At 69.9% G+C, this 21567-nt stretch carries 20 protein-coding genes; 3 read left to right on the top strand and 17 right to left on the bottom strand.

Annotated features, from left to right (window positions below):
• Positions 1–2: 2 nt before the first annotated feature.
• The 4 genes from NYO99_RS02740 to NYO99_RS02725 are packed head-to-tail and all read right to left on the bottom strand — an operon-like array spanning position 3 to position 4208.
• The gene (locus NYO99_RS02740) at positions 3–1334 is read right to left on the bottom strand and encodes a hypothetical protein (protein ID WP_268165567.1); all 1332 of its coding nucleotides are present in this window, start codon (positions 1332–1334) and stop codon (positions 3–5) included.
• The gene (locus NYO99_RS02735) at positions 1331–2275 is read right to left on the bottom strand and encodes a hypothetical protein (RefSeq protein ID WP_268165566.1); all 945 of its coding nucleotides are present in this window, start codon (positions 2273–2275) and stop codon (positions 1331–1333) included. Before NYO99_RS02735 ends, NYO99_RS02740 begins: the two co-directional genes overlap by 4 nt.
• Complete coding sequence (locus tag NYO99_RS02730) at positions 2275–3096, bottom strand: LytR/AlgR family response regulator transcription factor (RefSeq protein WP_268165565.1); 822 nt, start codon at positions 3094–3096, stop codon at positions 2275–2277. The genes NYO99_RS02735 and NYO99_RS02730 overlap by 1 nt, the downstream gene beginning before the upstream one ends.
• Positions 3093–4208: a sensor histidine kinase gene (locus NYO99_RS02725; RefSeq protein ID WP_268165564.1), complete on the bottom strand. Its 1116-nt coding sequence runs from the start codon at positions 4206–4208 to the stop codon at positions 3093–3095. The genes NYO99_RS02730 and NYO99_RS02725 overlap by 4 nt, the downstream gene beginning before the upstream one ends.
• Positions 4209–4277: 69 nt before the next feature.
• Between NYO99_RS02725 and argH the strand changes: the two genes are divergently transcribed.
• Together argH and NYO99_RS02715 are read left to right on the top strand one after the other, a co-directional pair.
• Positions 4278–5675: an argininosuccinate lyase gene (argH, locus tag NYO99_RS02720; protein WP_268165563.1), complete on the top strand. Its 1398-nt coding sequence runs from the start codon at positions 4278–4280 to the stop codon at positions 5673–5675.
• A gap of 162 nt (positions 5676–5837) precedes the next feature.
• On the top strand, positions 5838–6317 hold the full coding sequence (locus NYO99_RS02715; protein ID WP_268165562.1) for a hemerythrin domain-containing protein: 480 nt from the start codon (positions 5838–5840) through the stop codon (positions 6315–6317).
• Positions 6318–6363: 46 nt separating this feature from the next.
• Here the strand turns inward: NYO99_RS02715 and NYO99_RS02710 are convergent, their stop codons facing one another.
• Positions 6364–8349: a M3 family metallopeptidase gene (locus NYO99_RS02710; protein WP_268165561.1), complete on the bottom strand. Its 1986-nt coding sequence runs from the start codon at positions 8347–8349 to the stop codon at positions 6364–6366.
• Between the two features lie 56 nt (positions 8350–8405).
• Complete coding sequence (locus NYO99_RS02705; RefSeq protein WP_268166447.1) at positions 8406–10310, bottom strand: propionate--CoA ligase; 1905 nt, start codon at positions 10308–10310, stop codon at positions 8406–8408.
• 224 nt (positions 10311–10534) lie between these two features.
• Here NYO99_RS02705 and NYO99_RS02700 point away from each other — a divergent pair, with 224 nt between their 5' ends.
• Complete coding sequence (locus tag NYO99_RS02700) at positions 10535–11263, top strand: C40 family peptidase (RefSeq protein ID WP_268165560.1); 729 nt, start codon at positions 10535–10537, stop codon at positions 11261–11263.
• 15 nt (positions 11264–11278) lie between these two features.
• Here NYO99_RS02700 and paaZ read toward each other — a convergent pair whose 3' ends face one another.
• The 11 genes from paaZ to NYO99_RS02645 form a co-directional block, all read right to left on the bottom strand.
• Positions 11279–13327 carry a phenylacetic acid degradation bifunctional protein PaaZ gene (gene paaZ / locus NYO99_RS02695; protein WP_268165559.1) on the bottom strand — a complete coding sequence of 683 codons (2049 nt, stop codon included), beginning with the start codon at positions 13325–13327 and terminating at the stop codon, positions 11279–11281.
• Between the two features lie 90 nt (positions 13328–13417).
• The gene (locus tag NYO99_RS02690) at positions 13418–14563 is read right to left on the bottom strand and encodes an ABC transporter substrate-binding protein (RefSeq protein WP_268165558.1); all 1146 of its coding nucleotides are present in this window, start codon (positions 14561–14563) and stop codon (positions 13418–13420) included.
• A 19-nt stretch (positions 14564–14582) separates the two neighbouring features.
• Positions 14583–15200, bottom strand: a complete 618-nt coding sequence (locus NYO99_RS02685; RefSeq protein ID WP_268165557.1) for a TetR/AcrR family transcriptional regulator — start codon at positions 15198–15200, stop codon at positions 14583–14585.
• Between the two features lie 143 nt (positions 15201–15343).
• Entirely contained in the window at positions 15344–16429 is a 1086-nt protein-coding gene (gene paaE / locus NYO99_RS02680; RefSeq protein WP_268165556.1) for a 1,2-phenylacetyl-CoA epoxidase subunit PaaE, read from the bottom strand.
• A 4-nt stretch (positions 16430–16433) separates the two neighbouring features.
• Positions 16434–16901: a 1,2-phenylacetyl-CoA epoxidase subunit PaaD gene (paaD, locus tag NYO99_RS02675; RefSeq protein WP_268165555.1), complete on the bottom strand. Its 468-nt coding sequence runs from the start codon at positions 16899–16901 to the stop codon at positions 16434–16436.
• Positions 16901–17665, bottom strand: a complete 765-nt coding sequence (gene paaC, locus NYO99_RS02670) for a 1,2-phenylacetyl-CoA epoxidase subunit PaaC (RefSeq protein ID WP_268165554.1) — start codon at positions 17663–17665, stop codon at positions 16901–16903. Before paaC ends, paaD begins: the two co-directional genes overlap by 1 nt.
• The gene (paaB, locus tag NYO99_RS02665) at positions 17665–17958 is read right to left on the bottom strand and encodes a 1,2-phenylacetyl-CoA epoxidase subunit PaaB (protein WP_268165553.1); all 294 of its coding nucleotides are present in this window, start codon (positions 17956–17958) and stop codon (positions 17665–17667) included. Before paaB ends, paaC begins: the two co-directional genes overlap by 1 nt.
• Positions 17959–17969: 11 nt before the next feature.
• The gene (paaA, locus tag NYO99_RS02660; RefSeq protein WP_268165552.1) at positions 17970–18974 is read right to left on the bottom strand and encodes a 1,2-phenylacetyl-CoA epoxidase subunit PaaA; all 1005 of its coding nucleotides are present in this window, start codon (positions 18972–18974) and stop codon (positions 17970–17972) included.
• Positions 18975–18983: 9 nt separating this feature from the next.
• Positions 18984–20294: a phenylacetate--CoA ligase PaaK gene (gene paaK / locus NYO99_RS02655; protein WP_268165551.1), complete on the bottom strand. Its 1311-nt coding sequence runs from the start codon at positions 20292–20294 to the stop codon at positions 18984–18986.
• Complete coding sequence (gene paaI / locus NYO99_RS02650; RefSeq protein ID WP_268165550.1) at positions 20291–20728, bottom strand: hydroxyphenylacetyl-CoA thioesterase PaaI; 438 nt, start codon at positions 20726–20728, stop codon at positions 20291–20293. Before paaI ends, paaK begins: the two co-directional genes overlap by 4 nt.
• The gene (locus NYO99_RS02645; protein WP_268165549.1) at positions 20728–21531 is read right to left on the bottom strand and encodes an enoyl-CoA hydratase-related protein; all 804 of its coding nucleotides are present in this window, start codon (positions 21529–21531) and stop codon (positions 20728–20730) included. Before NYO99_RS02645 ends, paaI begins: the two co-directional genes overlap by 1 nt.
• Positions 21532–21567: the final 36 nt, after the last annotated feature.

The following is a 21567-nucleotide window of genomic DNA, read 5'->3' as shown; positions in this document are numbered from 1 at the left end:
GATCAACGCCCGGCTGCCGAAGCCGGCGCTGGCGGCGCGTCCAGCACGCTGCGCCTGTGCTCCTGGCGAAAGCGGGCCGACAACGCCGCCTCGTCCACGCCGGCCTCGCGCATCGCGGACTGCAAACGGCCCCATTCGCCCAGCTGCAGCTGGCTGGCCATCACATCGCGGTGGCCTGTCTGCCAGGCACACGCGGACGTCGCGCCAGCCGCTGACGCCGCCTCAGCCATGCGCTCGGCCTCCGTGGCACTCCATACCTGCGCGGCCTCCAGCGCTCGGGCCGGCGCCTCCCAGCGCGGTCGCAGCGAGGGCTGCACCGCGACCAGCGAACGTGCGATGGCCATGGCCATCGCGCGGTGCAGCAGGTCCTCCTGCTCGAAAAGCAGTCGCGCCGCGGCCTCGCACCGGCCCGCGGTGCCCGCCTGCACGGAGGGCGCCCGGCAGGCTTGCACGAGCGGCGACATGCGCTGCAACGGCCACCCGAACACCACACTGCCTTGCAGGTTCAACTCAGCCTCTGACTGCAAGCCGAGCGCGGTGGCCTGCGGCAGCGACGCCAGCAGCTGGTGCGCCTCCCGGGCATAGCTGCGCGAGTAGCGCGCCTCGGTCGCCAGCCGGTCGAGCACGTAGGCGTTGCGCGATGACTCATCGCCGGGCGAGCCCCACAGCGCCAGCCAGGCCTGCAGATTGGCGGGCTCCAGCCGTGCCCACTGCGCGGCCTCGACGTTCGCACAGGCGCCGTCCCGGCAAGGTCGCTGCAGCGCCAGCGCCGTCAACATCGGATCGGCGCTGCTGCGCGCGCGGGCTTGCAGCCGGGCCCGGGCGGCAGCGTCAGCCTCGGCATCGTCTCCCCGCGTGACCAGCAGGTCGGCCAGCGCCTGCGCGCGCGGGTCGGCCTGCTGCGAGAGCAGCGCCACCCACCGCTGGCGCACCTGCTCCGACGCCTGCGCCAGCACGCGGGACGCGGGCGAGTCCGCCAAGCGCGCCATCGCGTCGGCGCCAGCCCCGGGCGAGGCCTCTGCTGCATCGCGCGCCGCCTCCGTCGCGCGGTCGCGCTCGGCAGCACCAAAGCCGCACCAGTCCGCGCTGATGCGCTGCATCAGCGCCAGCGTGGCCGCGTCCGCGTCTGCCACAGCCAACGGCATCACGGCAGCATGCGCCCCGCTCGCGGACACCGGCGCTGCGACGGCCCGCGAATCCCGGGCCGCCGATGCGCCCGCCAGCGGCGGCGTCACGGCTGCTTCCCGCCAGCCGGCGCCCGCCAAGCCCAGCCCCAGCGCTGCGACCACCGTCAGCAACAGCAGGCCCAGCCAAAGGCGATGGCGCTGCCTCATGGCGACTCCGGCCAGGGCAGCACACCGCCACGCGCCCTCAGCCCCCGCCAGTTCATGCCGTTGGCCTGCAACACCAGCACGGCGCGCTCCCACTCACCCCAGGTGGACGATGGCGCGCCAAGCGGCGGGCTGAACGCGGCACAGACCTCGCGGCGCGTGGCTGGTGATTCGCGGTCGATGCGCGCCGCGCTCAACCACCGTGTCACGGCCTGCAACTCCCGCAGGCGGGCCGCCCAAACGTCGCGCCGCACCGGCGGCAGCAGGGCCTGGCGGTGCACCAACAGCAGGGCTGCCAGGCGCTCCGTCGCGCCCCCGTCCTGCCACAGCAACTCGGCCACCTTGTCGCAGCGCTCGGTCCGGCCGGTGTCACCCGGCCCCTGGCGGCAGGGGCCGGCCAAGGCGTGCAAGCTGGCCAGCGCCCAGGGGGAGCGCAATGCAGGCCCCGTCGACGCCACGCTCCGCAGCAGTCCGGCCACCTCGGTCTGGTAGCCGCGCAGGTAGCGCGCCCGCTCGGCCACCTGATGCAGCACATGCGCCTCGTTGCCGGCGCCGCCGAGCGCCAACCAGGCCAGCGCATTCGCCGGCTCCAGACGGGACCACTGCGCGGCGTCGACATTGCGGCACCCCGGCTGCAGGCAAGGCATGTGCAGCGCCAGCACCGTGACCAAGGGGTCCGTGGAGATCCTCGCGCGGCCTTGCAGGCGCTGACGCGCGTGTTCGCCTTCATCACCGCCAGCCTGGGCCATCAGGTAGTCACTCAGCGCCTCGGCCCGCGGCTCGCGCTGCGCCCGCAAGGCCTGCGCGCTGCGGCGAAGCGCAGCCAGCTCCGCAGGCGCGGGCGTGACCGGCGCTGCATGCGCGCACCACGCCGCCCAGTGGGCATGGCTTGGCGGGGCCGCACTGGCCAGCAGCGCCACCGCCGCAAGCCACGCGCGCCGCATCAGCGCCCCTGCCCCGCCAGCGCCTCCCGCACCGCCGCCACCTGCCGGCGCGACACGGCCAGCCATTCGTCCACATGGACGATGCGCACCGCCCAGCTGTCGGCGCCGTCGGCAGCGTCACCGCCGTCCAGCTCGCCGAAGTTGGTGGGCGCATGCCGCTCCAGTTCGCGCACGGCCCAGCGGGCCACCAGCGCATTGCGGTGCACGCGCAGAAAGCGATCGCCGTGGCGCTGCTCCAGGTCAGACAGCGCGCCGTCCATCACATGGCTCTCGCTGGCGGTGCGCAGCGTCAGGTACTTCAGTTCGGCCTTGAAGTACAGCACCTCCGACAGCGGCACGCGCTTGAGCCGGCCGCGGTCGGTGATGGTGATGAAGTCCGCATCGGGCGCAGCCGGCGCATCGGCCGGCTGGCGCGCCTGCACGGCGGCACGCTCGGTCATGCGCTGCCACACGCGGGCCAGAGCGGCCTGCAGCCGTTCGCGACGCACGGGCTTGGTGAGGTAGTCCACCGCATCCAGCTCGAAGGCACGCAGCGCGTGCATCGCGTGCGCAGTGACGAACACGATCATCGGCACCGGCTGGCCGGCGGCCGCGCGCGCGGCCAGGGTGTCGGCGAACTGCAGCCCGTCCGCGCCGGGCATCTGCACGTCCAGCAGCAACAGGTCGCAGCCATGCTCGCGCAGCCAGGCGGTGGCCTGGGACGCGGTCGCGGCCTCCGCCACCACTTCGCAGCGGGGTTCGGTGATGGCCTCCACGAGACCACGCAGCCGCAGCCGCGCCAGGGGTTCGTCGTCAACGATGAGGACTCGCAGTGCGGTCATAACGGCAGAACGATGCGCAAGGAGAAGCGAGTGTCGGTGGATTCGAGGTCGAAGGTGGCCGCCACGTCATGCATCAGCCGCAGCCGCTGGCGCACATTGCGCAGGGCCAGGCCGTGGCCCGCGGTGCGCGCGGGCGCGCCAACGCTGTTGACGATGCAGATCTCCACCTCGCTGCCACGGCGTTTGGTGGTCACCGTCAGCTCGCCGCCTTCGTCGTTGGGCTCCACGCCGTGGCGCACCGCGTTCTCCACCAGCGGCTGCAGCAGCAGGGGCGGCAGCCGCGCGCTGCCGGCGGCCGGGTCCAGCTGCCAGGTCACGCGCAGCCGTGATCCGAAGCGGATCTGCTCGATGGCCAGGTAGCGCTGCGCCAGCTCCACCTCCTCGGCCAGCGTGACCGAGGCGCTGGAATCCGCCAGCGCGACGCGGAACAGCTCGGCCAGGTCTTCCAGCACGCCCTCGGCGCGGGCCGGGTCCACCTGCACCAGCGCGATGGCGCTGTTCAGCGTGTTGAACAGAAAATGCGGCCGGATGCGCGACTGCAGCTCCACCAGCTGGGCCAGCGCATCGGCCGGGCGCTGGCTGTGTTCGCGCAGCTTGAGCCAGGCCAGCAGCACGGCCGCACCACTGGCGCCCGACGCGGCGATGCTGCCCCAGCGCCAGGCCGATGCCGGCTCCTCGCTGGCCAGGTTGTAGAGCGCAAAGCCCATGGCCGCGCCCACGGCGCCCAGCGCCATCAAGGCCAGCCACTGCGCCGGTTCGGGCAGGCGCGGCCACAGCCGCCGGGCGGCGCACACGGTCAACAGCCAGAACAGCACCGCGAACATGGTCACCACGGTGCCACCCGCCGTCATCGACAGCCACTGGCTGGCATCACGCGCAACCAGCGCCATGCCCAGCGCGAGCAGCAGCTGCACGCCCAGCACGGCGCGCAGCACCAGGCCCACGTGGCAGACGTCAAAGGCACGCGTCGGGTCCAGCAGCGGCGCACGGGACAGCTGGGGCAACTCGGGCAGCTCGGTCGCGGCAAAGCCCAGCCACTGGCTGACCTGCAGGGAGTCGTGCCAGACGCTGGCGGGCGGCTCGCGACGACGCTTGAAGAGAGACGAAAGCATGGCGGAGGCGGCGTTCGATAATGCCGGGCTGCGCGCGATTGTGCGCGCAGCCCCAACGCTGTTCGCCCCATGTCTGACAACCAACTCGCCAACAAGTCCCAAGCCTGGTCCGCCCTGTTTTCCGAACCCATGAGCGACCTGGTGAAGCGCTACACGGCGAGCGTCGACTTCGACAAGCGCCTGTGGCGCGCCGACATCGCCGGCAGCCTGGCGCACGCGGAGATGCTGGCGGCCCAGGGCATCCTGAGCGCCGAGGACCACGCCGCCATCCAACGCGGCCTGGGTGAGATCGCCGCCGAGATCGAGGCCGGCCAGTTCGACTGGAAGCTCGACCTGGAGGACGTGCACCTCAACATCGAGGCCCGCCTGACGGAGCGAGTCGGCATCGCCGGCAAGCGGCTGCACACCGGCCGCAGCCGCAACGACCAGGTCGCCACCGACGTGCGGCTGTGGCTGCGCGGCGAGATCGATGACATCACGGGTCTGCTGACGCAGTTGCAGCGCGTGCTGGTGGACAAGGCCGAGCAGTACGCCGACACCATCCTGCCCGGCTTCACGCACCTGCAGGTGGCCCAGCCGGTCGCCTTCGGCCACCACCTGCTGGCCTACGTGGAGATGTTCGCCCGCGACGCCGAGCGCATGCTCGACGCCCGCCGCCGCGTGAACCGCCTGCCGCTGGGCGCCGCCGCGCTGGCCGGCACCAGCTACCCGCTGGACCGCGAGCGCGTGGCCCGCACTCTGGGCATGGAGGGCGTGTGCCAGAACAGCCTGGATGCGGTCAGCGACCGCGACTTCGCGATCGAGTTCTCGGCCGCCGCTTCGCTGGTGATGATCCACATCTCGCGGCTGTCCGAGGAGCTGATCCTGTGGATGAGCCAGAACTTCGGCTTCATCGCGCTGCCCGATGCGTTCTGCACCGGCTCGTCGATCATGCCGCAGAAGAAGAACCCCGACGTACCCGAGCTGGCCCGCGGCAAGACCGGCCGGGTGGTGGGGCACCTCATCGGCCTCGTCACGCTGATGAAGGGCCAGCCGCTGGCCTACAACAAGGACAACCAGGAAGACAAGGAGCCGCTGTTCGACACCGTCGACACGCTCAAGGACACGCTGCGCATCTTTGCCGACATGCTGGCCGGCCTGACAGCCAAGCCCGAGGCGATGCGCGCCGCGGCGCTGAAGGGCCACGCCACGGCCACCGACCTGGCCGACTACCTCGTCAAGAAGGGCGTGGCCTTCCGCGACGCGCACGAGGTCGTCGCCCACGCCGTGAAGACGGCCACCGCCCAGGGTGTGGACCTGGCCGCGCTGTCGCTGGACGCGCTGAAGGCCTTCGACGCGCGCATCGAGGCCGATGTGTTTGATGTGCTGTCGTTGGAAGGCTCGCTGAACGCCCGCAACGTGCTGGGCGGCACGGCGCCGGCGCAGGTGCGCGCGCAGGTGGCCCGCCATCGCTCCCGCCTGGCATGAACATGCCCCTCGCCCAGGCTCGCGCCGCTGGACGCGCGCGAGCCTGGTCGGTCCCCCGAAGGGACGGCGATGCTTGCGGCATCAAGCCGCTCGCACATCGCCACGACGGGCCGGCTTGGGAGCGGCCCGGCGCTCGGCCAGAAATCACACGGAACTGCTGACATGACCACCCTTGCCTGGACCGACAACCTCGTCCTGAACCAGCCCCAGCTGGACACCACCCACCAGGAGTTCATCGAGCTGCTGAACGCCTTCGGCGCCGCGCTGGATGCGGGCGAGGACGCCCTGCCCGCCTACCACGCGCTGCTGGCTCACACCGAGGCCCACTTCGCGATGGAAGAGGACTGGATGGCGCGCTGCGGCTTCGAGCCGCAGAACTGCCACAGCAGCCAGCACGCGATGGTGCTGAACGTGATGCGCGAGGCGCTGCGCTACGCGAACGAGCTGAACGACCGTGAGCCGCTGTCCATCCTGCGCACGGAGCTGGCGGGCTGGTTCCCGCAGCATGCCGAGATGATGGATGCGGCGCTGGTGTTCACGATGGAGCAGCGGGGCTTCGACCCGGCCACCGGCGAGTGCCGTGAAGCCGTCACGGCCGAGGCCGGCGCCTCGGGCTGCGGCAGCAGCAGCTGCGGGCACTGACGCCCGCGCGTGCGCACGAAGAAAGGGCCGCTCACGCGGCCCTTGTTCATTTCTTCAGGTACTCGAAGAACGCCTGCGAGTTGCTCTCGCGGCCCAGGAAGGCCTTGACCAGCTCGGGCGCCGGCTTCTGCGCGCCCTGCCCCAACACCTCGTCGCGGTAGCGACGGCCCACGTCCGCGCCCAGCTTGTCGGCCGCGAACGCGGTGCGCAGGTCCATCGCCACCACCAGGCTCCAGAGGTAGCCGTAGTAGCCCGCGCCATAGCCACCGGCAATGTGGGCAAAGCCGGCCGGGAACTGCGTGCCCGACACATAGCCCAGCGGCGTCGCACCTTCCATCTTGGCCCACAGCGGCAGCGGCTCCGGCTTGGCCGCCTGGTGCAGCGTCAGGTCGTAGCTGGCGTACAGGTGCTGGCGGCCGAACTGCCCGCCCTTGCCGTGGTGCTTGGCGGCCTGGGCCTGGGCCACCAACGCATCGGGCACGGGCTTGCAGCTCGGGCAGACGTCCTGCATGAGCTTGAGCACGTCCTTGTCGTAGACCCAGTCCTCCAGCATCTGGGACGGCGCCTCGACGAAGTCGTGCATGACGGCCGTGCCGGCCGTTGCGGCGTAGCGCGTCTTGGACAGGTTCACGTGCACCGCGTGGCCCAGCTCGTGCAGCAGCGTCTCCACCTCATCCAGCGTCAGGCCCTCGCGGTCGAAATTGACCACCAGCGCCGCCGCCGGCGTGCGGCCGGCGCGCGTGGCGCTGCCGCGCAGCGGCCACACGGCGGCGTGGTTGTACTTGCCCTCGCGCGGGTACAGATCTACGTACATCTGCGCGATGGGCTGACCGCTGGCGGCATCGCTGACCACATAGGTCTGCACCTCGTCGTGCCAGAGCTTGTTGGCCACGCGCTGGTACTTCACACCCATGAGCCGCTCGACGATGCGCATCGAGAACTCGAGGCTCGCCTGCGGCGGGAAGTACGGGCGGAAGGCGTTCTGGTCGACGCTGAACTTCTCGCGCTTCACGCGCTCGCTGTAGAAGGTGGCGTCCCAGCGCTGCACCGTGGTGCGCTCGGGCGCGGTGCCGACATGGCGGGCCTTGGCCTCGCGCAACTCCAGCAATTCGGCACGCTCGCGCTCGTTGACGGCACCGGTCACCGAGTCGAGGAACTTGGTGGCCGTCGCGCCGTCCCGGGCCATGCGGCGGCGCAGGTTGAAGTCCACATAGTTGCTGAAGCCGAACAGCTTCGCGTACTCGCCGCGCAGCGTGACGATCTGCGCCAGCAGCGCCAGGTTGGCCGCGCCGCCTTCGTTGGTCTTGGCGCGCCACATGCGCTCGCGGGCGGCTTCGCTCTCGGCGCTGCGCATCACCGGCACGTAACTCGGGTAGTCCACGCCGAGCACGACGCGGCCCTGGGCGTCGCGCTTGGCGCCGGCCCACACGCCCTCGGGCACGCCCTTGAGCTCGGCCTCGGTGAAGGCCACGCGGGTGCCGGCGTCGCGGATGTTCTTGTTGAACTGTTGGTCCAGCTCGATCAGCTTGTCCAGGATCTGCTTGGCCCGCGCTCGCTTGGGCGCCGGCAGCGCCACGCCGCTGTCCTCGAACTGGCCCAGCGACAGGCGTGCGAACTCGGCATCGACAGCATCGGCCTGCGGCGCCTTGCGCAGCGCGCGGTAGAGCTTCTCGTTCTGGCCCAGGCTGGAGCTGAAGTCGGCCCAGCGCAGCGAGCAGGCCTGGGCCGCATCGCGGATGGCCTTGTCGGGGTGGACGTTGAGGATGAAGTCGTTGGGGTACTGGTGGTCCTCGAAGTAGACCGTCAGGTCATCCAGCGCGGCCAGCCAGCCGGCATCCACCGCACGCTTCTCCAGTTGAACGACGCGCTGGCGCGCACCTTTGAGGCCCGCGTCACAGCGGGTCTGCACGTCCGCCACGCTGGCGTAGGTGGGGAAGTTGGGGCCCGGCAGGGCCGGCGCGGGCTGTGCGGCCAGCAGGCCGCTCAGGCTGCCGAGGGCGAAGGCCGCCAGCGTGATGGGCAGGGGTTTCATGGGCGCTCCTTGTGGGAAGGCCGCGATTCTGGCCCGGCCGCCCGGGCCGGCCGGGCTCAGGCGCTGCGGTGGCCCAACAGGGTTTTCACCTGCGCGAGCGCCGTGGGGTCGTCCAGCGTCGTCAGGTCGCCCGGATCACGCCCCTCGGCCACGGCCTGCAGCGCGCGGCGCAGCAGCTTGCCAGAGCGCGTCTTGGGCAGCAGGCTCACGAAGTGCACCCGCGCCGGCCGCGCCACGGCGCCCAGCTGGCCGTCCACATGCTTGAGCACCTCGGCCTCCAGCGCCGGGCTGGCCTGGGCCGGGTCCCGCAGCACGACGAAGGCCAGCGCCACCTGGCCCTTGAGCTGGTCGGCCACGCCCACCACCGCCACCTCGGCGATGGCGCTATGGCTGGAGATGCACTCCTCGATCTCTCGCGTGCCCAGGCGGTGGCCGGCCACGTTGATGACGTCGTCGGTGCGGCCCAGGATGAAGGTGTAGCCGTCCTCGTCGCGCAGGCCCCAGTCGAAGGTGGAGTACACCTGCTTGCCCGGCACGCTGCTCCAGTAGGTGCGCACGAAACGCTCGTCGTCGCCCCACACGGTCTGCAGGCAGCCCGGCGGCAGCGGGTGCGCGATGGTCAGCACGCCCTTCTGGTTCGCCTCGGTCAGCGGCTCGCCGGTCTGCTCGTCCAGCAACTGCACGTCGTAGCCATACATGGGCACGCCGGGCGAGCCGAAGCGCGTAGGCACTGGCGCCACGCCCGGGATGTGGTGGGCCACGGTCAGCAACGGCCAGCCGGTCTCGGTCTGCCAGTAGTTGTCGATGATGGGCACGCCCAGCGCCTCGGCGATCCAGCGGCCGGTCGGCTCGTCCAGCGGCTCGCCGGCCAGGAACAGCGCGCGCAAGGACGACAGGTCATGGCGCTTGAGCAGCGCCGGGTCGTGCTTCTTGAGCACGCGCACGGCCGTCGGCGCGCTGAACATGACCGTGACCTTGTACTTCTCGACCAGGCTCCACCAGATGGCAGCGTCCGGGTTGATGGGCAGGCCTTCGTACATCAGCGTGGCCATGCCGGCGATCAGCGGGCCGTAGACGATGTAGCTGTGGCCCACCACCCAGCCGATGTCGCTGGTGGAGAAGTAGGTCTCGCCAGCCTTGCCGCCGAAGACGTAGTCCATGCTGGTGGCCAGCGCCACGGCGTAGCCGCCGACGTCGCGTTGCACGCCCTTCGGTTTGCCGGTCGTACCGCTGGTGTAGAGCGTGTAGCTGATGCGGTTGGACTCCAGCCAGACCACCGGCACCTGGGCGCCGGCATGCTGGGCGCGCAACGCGGCGTAGTCCAGGTCGCGGCCCGCGACGGGCGTGAACGGAGCCAGGCCGCGGTCCACCATCAACACGCGCTCGGGCTTGTGCGCGGCCAGCGTGATGGCCTCGTCCAGCAAGGGCTTGTAGGGCACAACCTTGCCGCCACGGCTGCCAGCGTCCGCGCTGACGATGAGCTTAGGTGCCGCGTCGTCGATGCGGCTGGCCAGGCTGACCGACGCGAAACCGCCGAACACCACCGAGTGGATGGCGCCGATGCGCGCACAGGCCAGCATCGCGAACGCGGCCTCGGGGATCATGGGCATGTAGATCAGCACGCGGTCGCCCTCGCCCACGCCCTGCGCCTGCAGCATGGCGGCCATGGTCTGCACCTCTTCGTGCAGCTGCGCAAAGCTGTAGACGATCTCCCGGCCCACCTCGGTGGATACCCAGATCAGCGCCGCGTCATCCGGCCTGGCCGCCGCATGGCGGTCCACCGCGTTGTGGCAGAGGTTGGTGGTGCCGCCGACGAACCAGCGCGCGAACGGCGGCCGGCTCGTGTCGCAGACCTGCTGCGGCGGCGTGTGCCAGTCGATGCGCTTGGCCTGCTCGGCCCAGAAGGCATCACGGTCGTTCAGGGAGTGGCGGTGGAAGTCGGCGTAGGTCTTCATGCCGATCAGTGTGGGCTTGCACCACTGACGTCAATCTGACCCCGTGGCGCCCGTGACAAAATACAGGGTTTCCACCGACGTCGCCGCTGGCGAAGCCGGGGTTTGCCCTGAAAATCCGGCGCTTTACGTCCGCGTCGGTTGACGCTGGCAGCTGCCCCGGCCTACCCTGCGCGCCGCCTTCACACCACTGCTACCTGGCCCTCGCGGCCCGTCCCGTTCTCCCGTCCTGCATGCGCCTGGTTTCCCGTGCTTTGCTGAACCGTGTTGCTGCCGCTGGCCTGCTGGCCTGGGGCTGCGCCGCGCATGCGCAGGGCGTGGCTCAGGCCTCGGCCCTGCCGCCAGCGCCGCCGCCGGGCACGATGACCGGTGCCTACGGCCAGAGCCTGCAACAACAGCAGGCCGCGGTGGACAAGGCCGCCGCCGCAAAACCTGCCCCCGCCGCCACGCCGGGTGACGCCGTCAGCCGCTTCCTCAGCGAGCGCGGCCTGCTGAGCACCGCAACCGGCGAGCCCAATGCACCGGCACGGCTGCTGGACAGCGTGCGCGACACGGCCTCGGACCTGGTGCTGTCGGCCATGAACTTCCTCGGCGTGCGCTACACGCGCGGCGGGAACTCGGTGGAAAACGGCTTCGACTGCAGCGGTTTCACGCGCCACATCTTCGAGATGAGCGTGGGCCTGGTGCTGCCGCGCCGCGCCGACGAGCAGGCCAAGATGGGCAGCCTCTCCCCCATCCGCAAGGACGAGCTGAAGCCGGGCGATCTGGTGTTCTTCAACACCATGCGCGCCACCTTCAGCCACGTGGGCATCTATGTCGGCGAAGGCAAGTTCATCCACGCCCCGCGCACCGGCAGCGCCGTGCGCGTGGAGGACATGCGCGACTCCTACTGGGCCAAGCGCTTCACCGGCGCGCGCCGCGCCGACCTGAAGGCCGCGGCCGAGAGCCCAGCCGCGCGCTGACGCGCGGCGCGGGCCTCAGCCCGCGTGCTTCTTCGCGACCAGCGTCAGGATCTCGTAGCTCGCACACAGCTCGCCACGCTGGTTGGTCACGGCCACGTCCCAGCCGATCACGCCTTGCGCGGGTTGGTCGTCGCGCGGCGGGCGGTCGATCTTGCGCTTGGCGGTGAGCCGCGCCTGGATGGTGTCGCCGATCGCCACCGGCGTGACGAAGCGCAGGTTCTCCAGCCCGTAGTTGGCCAGCACCGGGCCGGGCGCGGGGCTCACGAACAGGCCCGCCGCGGCCGACAGCACGAAGTAGCCGTGTGCAATGCGCTGACCGAACGGCGAGGCCTTGGCGGCCACCTCGTCGAAGTGCATGTAGAAGTAGTCGCCCGACAGGCCACCGAACGCCACGATGTCGGCCTCGCCGACGGTGCGGCGGTGGGTCAGCAGGCTCATGCCCACTTCCACATCTTCGAAGTAGCGGCGGAACGGGTGCACCTCGCTCTCGGTGACGGCGCCTCCGCGCTGGTACTCGCCCGTCATGGCCGAGATCATGGTGGGCGAGCCCTGCACCGCGCAGCGCTGCAGGTAGTGCTTCACCGCGCGCAGGCCGCCCAGTTCCTCGCCCCCACCCGCGCGGCCCGGGCCGCCGTGCTTGAGCTTGGGCAGCGGCGAGCCGTGGCCGGTGTTCTCCAGCGCGGCCTCGCGGTCCAGCACCAGCATGCGGCCGTGCCAGGCGGCAAAGGTCGGCACCGCCTGGGCGGCCAGGGCCGGCGTCTTGGTGCACACCGTGCCCACCAGGCTGCCGCGGCCCAGCGTGGCCAGGTGCAGGGCCTCGCCAAAATCGCCGTAGGGCAGCAGCGTCGTCACCGGGCCGAAGGCTTCCAGGTGGTGCGCATCGCTGGCGGCCGAATCCCGCGCCAGCAGCAGCGTGGGCGCGAAGAAGGCCCCGTCGGCCACGCCCTCGCCCTTGGGCGCGAAGCCATCGCGCTCGCTCAGCAGCAGTTCGCAGTTCTGCGCCAGCTGCGCCACGCGCTCGGCCACGTCGGCTTGCTGGGCCTTGCTGGCCAGTGCCCCCATGCGCACGCCGTCCACGGCCGGGTCGCCGACGACCGTCTTGGCGAGCCGCGCCTTCAGCGCCGTGGCCACCGCGTCCACCAGCGGGCGCGGCACCAGCGTGCGGCGGATGGCCGTGCACTTCTGGCCGGCCTTGGCCGTCATCTCGCGGGCGACTTCCTTGATGAAGAGGTCGAACTCGGGGTCGTCCGGCGTCACGTCGGGCGCGAGGATGGCGCAGTTCAGGCTGTCGGCCTCGGCGTTGAACGGGATGCTCTTCTTCAGCAGGTTCGGATGCGCGCGCAGCATGAGCGCGGTGTCGGCGCTGCCGGTGAAGGTGACCACGTCGGCCTCGTCCAGGCGCTCGAACAGGTCACCCGTGCCGCCGATGATGAGCTGCAGCGCCCCGGCCGGCACCAGGCCAGATTCGACGATGAGCCGCACGCAGGCCTCGGCCACATAACTGGTCGCTGTGGCGGGCTTCACCAGGCAGGGCATGCCGGCCAGGAAGCTGGGCGCAAACTTCTCCAACATGCCCCACATCGGGAAGTTGAAGGCGTTGATGTGCAGCGCCACGCCGCGCTTGGGCACGAGCACGTGGCTGCCGATGAAATGGTTATTGGGGCCCAACCGCATGGGCGGGCCTTCGTGCAGCACGTTGCTGCTGGGCAGGTCCTTGCCACCGATGGAGGCGTACGCGAACAGCGTGCCGATGCCGCCTTCGATGTCGATCCACGAGTCGCTGCGCGTGGCGCCGGTGTGGGCGCTGATGGCGTAGAGCTGCTCCTTGCGCTCCATCAGGTAGGTTGCCAGCGCCTTCAGCACGCGGGCGCGGTCCTGGAAGTGCGTGCGCAGCAGGCCGGGCAAGGCGGTGCCGCGGGCGTAGGCCAGGCTTTCAGCGAAATCGAGCCCTTCCTCGTGGGTGTGGGCCACCGTGCGGCCATTGATCGCGCTGGTGAGCGCCTTGGCCGCACGCTCGCCAACCCAGCGGCCGGCGATGTAACTCTGGAGGGTGGGAACTGCCATCTCTTGGTCCTCAAGGCCGCGCGGGTCGGCGGCCCGGTCGAAAAAAGACGGCCCCGCAAGGCCGTCCTGCGCATGCGCCGCGGTCGCGGCTTACTTGATGAGCTTCCAGGTGCCCTTGTCGATCTGCACCATCACGCGGGCGCGCTGATCCAGGCCGAGGTGGTCGTTGGCCGACATGTTGAACACGCCGTGCGCGCCGGCCACGTTCTTCACGTTCTCCAGCGCATCGCGCAGCGCCGCGCGGAACGCGGGCGTGCCGGGCTGGGCCTTCTTCAGCGCCTCGGGCGCGGCAGCGGCCAGCAGCAGGCCGGCATCCCAGGCGTGACCGCCGAAGGTCGACACCGAGCCCTTGCCGTGCACGCCTTCGTACTTGGCGATGTAGGCCTCGGCGCTCTTCTTCACCGGGTGATCGGCCGGCAGTTGCGCTGCCACCAGCACCGGGCCGGCCGGCAGCAGCGTGCCCTCCACGTCCTTGCCGCCCACGCGCAGGAAGTCGTTGTTGGCAACACCGTGCGTCTGGTAGATCTTGCCGGCGTAGCCACGCTCCTTGAGCGCCTTCTGCGGCAGCGCGGCCGGCGTGCCGGAGCCCGCAATCAGGATGGCCTCGGGCTTGGCCGCCACGAGCTTGAGCACCTGGCCGGTGACGGAGGTGTCCGTGCGGTTGTAGCGTTCGCTCGCGACGATGTTGAGCTTCTTGGCGGCAGCAATCTTGTTGAACTCGCCCCACCAGCCTTCACCGTAGGCGTCAGCAAAGCCGATGAAGCCGGCCGTCTTGATGCCGTTGTCCACCATGTGGGTCACGATGGCCAGCGCCATCATGATGTCGTTCTGCGGCGTCTTGAACACCCAGCGCTTCTTGGCGTCGATGGGCTCCACGATGCGGGCGGAGGCGGCCATGGAGATCATGGGCGTGCCGCTCTCGGCCACCGCGTCGATCATGGCCAGCGAGTTGGGCGTGACCGTGGAGCCGATGATGAGGTCCACCTTGTTGTCGGTGATGAGCTTGCGCGTGTTGGCGACAGCGGTCGTCGTGTCGGACGCGTCGTCCAGCACGATGTAGTTCACCTTCTGGCCGCCCAGCGTCGTGGGCATCAGCGCGATGGTGTTCTTCTCGGGGATGCCCAGCGACGCGGCCGGGCCGGTGGCAGACACGGTGACGCCGATGTTGATGTCCGCGTGGGCGGCCAGGCTGAGCGTCGCGGCCAGGGCCAGGGCAAGTTGCTTGAAGCGCTTCATGGGTCTCGTCTCCTCGGGGTTATGGGGTCACGGCGGGCGGGTGCAACTGCACCGCGCCCAGCCCGCCAAAGAACAGGTCACCGACCATCGCTGCCAGCGCCTCGTGCGACAAGTCGCCGTCGGGCCGCAGCCAGGTGAAGGTCCAGTTGATCATGCCAAACAGCAGCATGGTCAGGGGCTTGTCCAGCCGCGCGCCGCGCAGCTCGGGCCGCACCTGGCACAGCGCCGCCGCGAACTCGGCGACGACGCAGCGCTCCACATCCAGCAGGCGCTCGCGCTCGGCCTCGGCCAGGAAGCGGATCTCGCTGGTCAGCACGCGATGCTGGGCCTGCGCGCCGGCATACACGCGCGTGAAGCGCTCGATCAGCAGGCGCAGCTGCTCCGCCGGCGGCAGCTGCTGCGCCTTGACCTCCTGCACCAGGGTCAGCAGCAGGTGCACATGGCTGTCGCAGATCTGCGCCAGCAGCGCCTGCTTGTCCTGGAAGTAGTGATACAGCGTCGGCTTGGCCACGCCGCAGGCCTCGGCGACCTGGTTCATGGATGTGGCGCTGAAGCCCTGCTCGGCGAACAGCCGAGCCGCGGCGGCGAGGATGTCGTCGCGCTGGGCTTCGAAGGTGGGGGCTCTTTTTCTCGGCATCTCAGTCGTTCATTGCGGGCCGAGCGCCGGGCCGCTCCCGAGCCGGACCGCGCTGGCGATGTGCTTGCAGCTCCATGCCGCCAGCATCGCCGTCCCCTCGGGGGACCGGCCAAGGGAATCCTTGGACAAGAAGCTGCATTCTTTCAGCGCTCGTCGAACGAAATCACCACCTGCTCGGTGAGCGGGTGGGCCTGGCAACTCAGGATGAAGCCGGCCGCGATCTCGTCTTTGTCGAGCGCGAAGTTCTTGTCCATGCGCACGCGCCCTTCCAGCACCTTGCAGCGGCAGGTGGAGCACACGCCGCTCTTGCAGGAGAACGGCACGTCCATGCCCTCGCGGGCCGCCGCATCGAGCAGGCTGGGGTCGGTGGCGTGGAAGGCGATCTCGCGGGCCATGCCGTCGCGAATGACCGTGATGCGCGCCTCGGCGGCATCACCCGGGCGCGGCTGGTGCGCAGCCGCACCGCCGGCCGCTTGCGGCGTGCCGAAGCGCTCGATGTGGATACGCTCGGCCGGAATGCCCGCGCCACGCAGCGCGGCCTCGGCCTGGTCGTTCATCTCGAACGGGCCGCACACGAACACCTGATCCACCTGCGCCGCCGGCACGGGCCCGGCCAGGAACGCACTGAGCTTGCCCGCATCCAGGCGCCCGGCGTACAAGGGCGAATCCACCGCCTCGCGGCTGAACACCAGGTGCAGCGACAGGCGGGTCATGAAGCGGTTCTTCAGGTCTTCGAGCTCTTCCTTGAACATCGTCGACGCGGTGCGGCGGTTCGCGTAGATGAGCGTGGCGCGGGCCTGGGGCTCGCGCTCCAGCAACGCGGCCATCAGGCCCATCATGGGCGTGATGCCGGAACCGCCGGCGATGAACAGCACATGGCGCCCAGCGGCTTGTTCCGGCGACTCGGCCAATGCAGCCGATGCAGCTGGCAAAACAAAGCGCCCTTGCGGCGGGTAGGCCTCGATCACATCGCCGACGCGCAGCTGCTCGTGCACCCAGGTGGAGAACTGGCCGCCTTCCACCCGGCGGATGCCCACCTGCAGCGCACGGTGCGAGCAGATGGAATAGCTGCGGCGCACTTCCTGCCCGCCAAGCGTCGTGCGCAGCGTGAGGTACTGGCCCGGCTCGAAGCCGAAGCCCTCGGCCGGGGCCTCAAAGCCCACGACCATCGCGTCGTCGGTGTCGCGCTCGACGGAGGTCACGCACAGGGGATGGAAGTGGAGTGCCATCGGTTCAGATCGGTTTGAAATACTCAAAGGGCTCGCCGCACTCGATGCAACGCCAGGTGGATTTGCACGGTGTGGAGCCAAAGCGGGACAGCTGCTCGGTCTGCGCACCGCTGCAGCGCGGGCAGCGCAAGCGCGGCACGACGCGGATGGCCTGTTCCGCGCTGCACTGCGGCGGCACGATGCCGTACTGCTGCAGCTTTTCGCGGCCTTCGGGCGTGATCCAGTCGGTCGTCCAGGCGGGTGCGCGCTGCAGCGTGACAGTCACGGGGCCGAACTCGGCCAGCGCTGCGCGCACATCGTCGGCAATCAGTTCGGTGGCCGGGCAGCCGCTGTAGGTGGGCGTGAGCACCACCTCCAACCCCGCGGGCGTTTCACGCAGGTCGCGCACGATGCCCAGCTCCACCAGGCTCACCGCCGGGATCTCCGGGTCGGGCACGGCGGCGAGCTTGGCGCGCGCGCGGTCCAGGCTCATCACCAGACGCCGCCGGGGTAGGCGCGCTGCAAGTACTGCATGGTGCCCAGCAGGTGGCCCATGTGCTCGCTGTGCACGCCGCGGTGGCCTTGCGGCTGCAGCGCGCTGTCACGCGGCAGCGTGAGCGTGGCCTCGGCCACCAGCGTCGCCCAGCGGGCGCGCCATTCGGTTTCCACCTCGCGCCATGCCGGGGCCACACCCTCCACGCCTTCGGCGGCGAACAGTTCGTTGAAGTACGGCGTCAGCACGGCGAGTGCGGCCTGCATGCGGGCCTTGGACTCGTCGGTGCCATCGCCCAGGCGGACGACCCAGTCGCTGCTGTGCTGGCGGTGGTAACGCACTTCCTTCAGCGACTTGGCGGCGATGCCGGCCAGTTCGCTATCGGCACTCGTCTGCAGACGCTCGTACAGCAGCTCCAGCCAGACCGACACGGCGGCGTTGCGCAGCGTGGTGAACGCGAAGTCGCGCCCGCCGCTGCCGTCGCTCGGGCTGGCGACCGCGTTGGGCAACTCCACCAGCACGAGGTTGCGGTAGTCGCGCTCTTCGCGCAGGAAGGCGAGCTGGTCTTCATCCCGGCCGGCGCCTTCGAGCTGGCCGGCATAGGTCAGCAGCCCGCGCGCCTGGCCGAGCAGGTCCAGCGCCATGTTGGACAGGGCCAGGTCTTCCTCCAGCACCGGGGCGTGGCCGCACCACTCGCCCAGTCGCTGGGCATGGATGAGGCAGGTGTCCGCCAGTTGCAGGACGTAGGTGAGCTTGGCGTCCATCACATGTGGTTCAGTTGTTCCGGCAGTTCATAGAACGTCGGATGGCGGTAGACCTTGTCATCGGCCGGCTCGAAGAGGCTGCCCTTCTCGACCGGGTCGCTGGCGACGATCTGCTCGGAGCGCACGACCCAGATGCTCGTGCCTTCCTGTCGGCGGGTGTAGACATCGCGGGCCATCTGGATGGCCATGGCCGAGTCGGCCGCGTGCAGGCTGCCGCAGTGCTTGTGGTCCAGGCCCGCCTTGCTGCGGACGAAGACTTCCCACAGCGGCCATTCATGCTTCGTGTTGCTCATGTCGTGTGTCCTCAGGCGGCCTGCGCCTTCGTGGCCTGCTTCTTGGAATGGGCCATGGCAGCCTCGCGCACCCAGGCGCCGTCGTCCCAGGCCTTGTTGCGGGCCGCCAGGCGCTCGCGGTTGCAGGGGCCTTCGCCGCCCACCACGCGCCAGAACTCGCTCCAGTCGATGGCGCCGAAGTCGTAGGCCTCGCGCTCGGCGTTCCACTTCAGGTCGGGGTCGGGCACGGTCACGCCCAGGATCTCGGCCTGCGGGATGGTCGCGTCGACGAACTTCTGGCGCAGGGTGTCGTTCGACACGCGCTTGATGCCCCAGCGCATGCTCTGCTCGGAGTTGGGCGAGTCTTTGTCCGCCGGGCCGAACATCATCAGCGCCGGCCACCACCAGCGGTTCACCGCGTCCTGCACCATGGCCTTCTGCGCGGCCGTGCCCTTTTGCATCATCACCAGCAGGCTCTCGTAGCCCTGGCGCTGGTGGAAGCTCTCCTCGCGGCAGACGCGGATCATGGCCCGCGCATACGGCGCGTACGAGCAGCGGCACAGCGGCACCTGGTTCATGATGGCCGCGCCGTCCACCAGCCAGCCGATGACGCCGATGTCGGCCCAGGTCAGCGTAGGGTAGTTGAAGATCGAGCTGTACTTGGCCTTGCCCGACAGCAGCGCCTCGGTCATCTCGTCGCGGCTGGTGCCCAGGGTCTCGGCGGCGGCGTAGAGGTACAGGCCATGGCCGCCTTCGTCCTGCACCTTGGCCAGAAGAATCGCCTTGCGCTTGAGCGTGGGCGCGCGGGTGATCCAGTTGCCCTCGGGCAGCATGCCGACGATCTCGCTGTGCGCATGCTGGCTGATCTGGCGGACCAGCGTCTTGCGGTAGTGATCGGGCATCCAGTCTTTGGCCTCGATGAAGTCCCCCGCAGCTATGCGGGCTTCAAAGGCCTCCTCGCGGGCCAGCTCCTCGGCGCTCTTGACGACCTTGGGGCGGGCTTCCCGCGCCATCAGATCCATGGCTTGGGTGTACATGCAGGCTCCTTACTTCTTGCGTTGGTCCACCACGCGGCGGGCTTTGCCGACCAGCGTGCGTTCGATGGATTCGGGGTGCTCGACGCTGACCTTGGCACTCACACCGATCAGGTTCTTGATGCGCTCGGCCAGGCGGCGGCCGATGCCGTCGTCGGTGGCACCCAGCGCCAGCTCGCAGCGGATGACCAGCTCGTCCAGGTGGCCATCGCGCGTCACGACGAGCTGGTACTGGCCACCCAGGCCCGGCTCCTGCAGCACCAGCTCCTCCACCTGCGTGGGGAAGAGGTTGACGCCGCGGATGATCAGCATGTCGTCGCTGCGACCGACGATCTTGCCGATGCGGCGCATGCTGCGCGACGTGGGCGGCAGCAAGCGCGTGAGGTCGCGCGTGCGATAGCGGATGACGGGCATCGCTTCCTTGGTGAGCGAGGTGAACACCAGCTCGCCCTCGCTGCCGTCGGGCAGCACCTCGCCGGTCTCGGGGTCGATGATCTCGGGGTAGAAGTGGTCTTCCCAGATGACCGGGCCGTCCTTGCTCTCGATGCACTCGTTGGCCACGCCCGGGCCCATCACTTCGGACAGGCCGTAGATGTCCACTGCGTCGATGCCCGCGCCCTGCTCGATGTCGCGGCGCATGGCCTCCGTCCAGGGCTCGGCGCCGAAGATGCCGATCTTCAGCGACGACTCGCGCGCATCCAGCCCCTGGCGACGGAATTCCTCGATCAGCACCTGCATGTAGCTCGGCGTGACCATGATGATGTCGGGCTTGAAGTCGGTGATCAGCTGCACCTGCTTCTCGGTCTGGCCGCCGCTCATCGGGATGACCGTGCAGCCCAGGCGCTCGGCGCCGTAGTGCGCACCCAGGCCGCCGGTGAACAAACCATAGCCGTAGGCCACGTGCACCAAATCACCCGCCCGGCCGCCCGAGGCGCGGATGGAACGCGCCACGAGATTCGCCCAGTTGTCGATGTCCTGGAGCGTGTAGCCCACCACCGTCGGCTTGCCGGTGGTGCCCGACGACGCATGGATGCGCGCCATCTTCTCGCGGGGCACGGCGAAGAGGCCGAACGGGTAGTTCGCGCGCAGGTCGTGCTTGGTGGTGAACGGGAACTTGGCCAGGTCGGCCAGCGTCTTCAGGTCCGACGGGTGCACGCCTTTCGCGTCGAACGCGGCCTTGTAGTGCGGCACGTGGTCGTAGGCGTGCTGCAGGCTCCAGCGCAGGCGCTCCAGCTGCAGGGCCTGCAGCTCGTCGCGGCTGGCAGTTTCGATCGGGTCCAGCTCGCCCGGTTTCGGGATGCGGATCGGGGCTTTGGCGCTCATGCGGTTCCTTCGTCGAAGACCCGGCGCTCGCCCAGGCGGTGCGAGCGACCACGAAACACGGCGATCAAGTCGCCATGCTGGTTGGTGACGGTGATGTCGTACAGGCCGGTGCGGCCGGCCAGCGAAGTCTCTGCGGCGGTGGCCGTGAGCACGTCGCCCAGCTTGGCGCTCTTGAGGATGTCGATGCCGAAGCCCGAAGCCACGGTCAGCGCGTTGCGGCTGTTGCACGCGAACGCGAAGGCCGAGTCCGCCAGGGTGGCGATCAGCCCCCCGTGGCAAATGGAGAAACCGTTGAGCATGTCGGCCCGCACGGTCATGGTGGCCACCGCGCGGCCAGGGGAGATCTCGGTGATCTGCAAGCCCAACATGCGGCTGGCCGCGTCGTCCGCGAACATCACGTCGCGAACCTGATTGGCAACAGCTTGCGCGTCCATCAGCGGTCCTTGAACACCGGCAGGCGCTTGTCCATGAAGGCCGCCGTGCCCTCCAGGTAGTCGTGCGCAAAGCCCAACTGGCTCTGCAGCACGGCCTCGCGGCGCAGCGCGGGCTCGAACTCCAGGTGCAGCGCCTCGTCCATCGCGCGCCGCGTCTGCACCAGCGCCCGCGTGGGCAGGCCGGCCAGCTTCTGCGCCACGGCCATGGCGGCCTCCGGCAGTTCGGCGTCCGGCACCACGCGGCTGATCAGGCCCAGACGTTCAGCCTCGACGGCCTTCACGCGCTCGCCCAGCAGCGCCAGCTCCAACGCCTTGGCGCGGCCCACCAGACGCGGCAGCAGCCAGGTGCCGCCGCAATCCGGCACCAGCCCGATCTTGGAGAAAGCCTGGATGAAGCTGGCACTTTCGCCGGCCAGCACCAGGTCACACCCCAGCGCGACATTGGCGCCCGCCCCGGCCGCCACACCATTGACGGCCGCCACCACCGGCACGGGCATGTCCCGCAACTGCAGCGCCAGCGGGATGTAGTAGTGATCCAGCATATGGCCGAGGTTCTTGGGCGCCACGCCCGGCTCGCGGCTGGGCGCCACCAGCGGATCCGCCAGATCCTGGCCGGCACTGAAGGCGCGGCCGGCCCCGGTGATCAGCACGCAGCGCGTCGCGCCGTCTTCGGCCGCGGCCGCCAGCGCGTGGCGCAGTTGGACGAGCATCGCGGCCGTGAAGGCGTTCAGCGCCTCCGGGCGGTTCAGACGCAGCAGCCGCACGCCGCCATGCTGTTCGATCTGGATCAGGGATTCGGACATTTCATTTCTCTACCGACCGGTCGGTTAATCGTAGAG

It is taken from the genome of Roseateles hydrophilus, from assembly GCF_026712245.1.
GTDB lineage: Bacteria > Pseudomonadota > Gammaproteobacteria > Burkholderiales > Burkholderiaceae_C > Pelomonas > Pelomonas hydrophilus.
The sequence above is the reverse complement of the archived record's forward strand: the minus strand, read 5'-3'. Positions and strand labels throughout refer to the sequence as shown.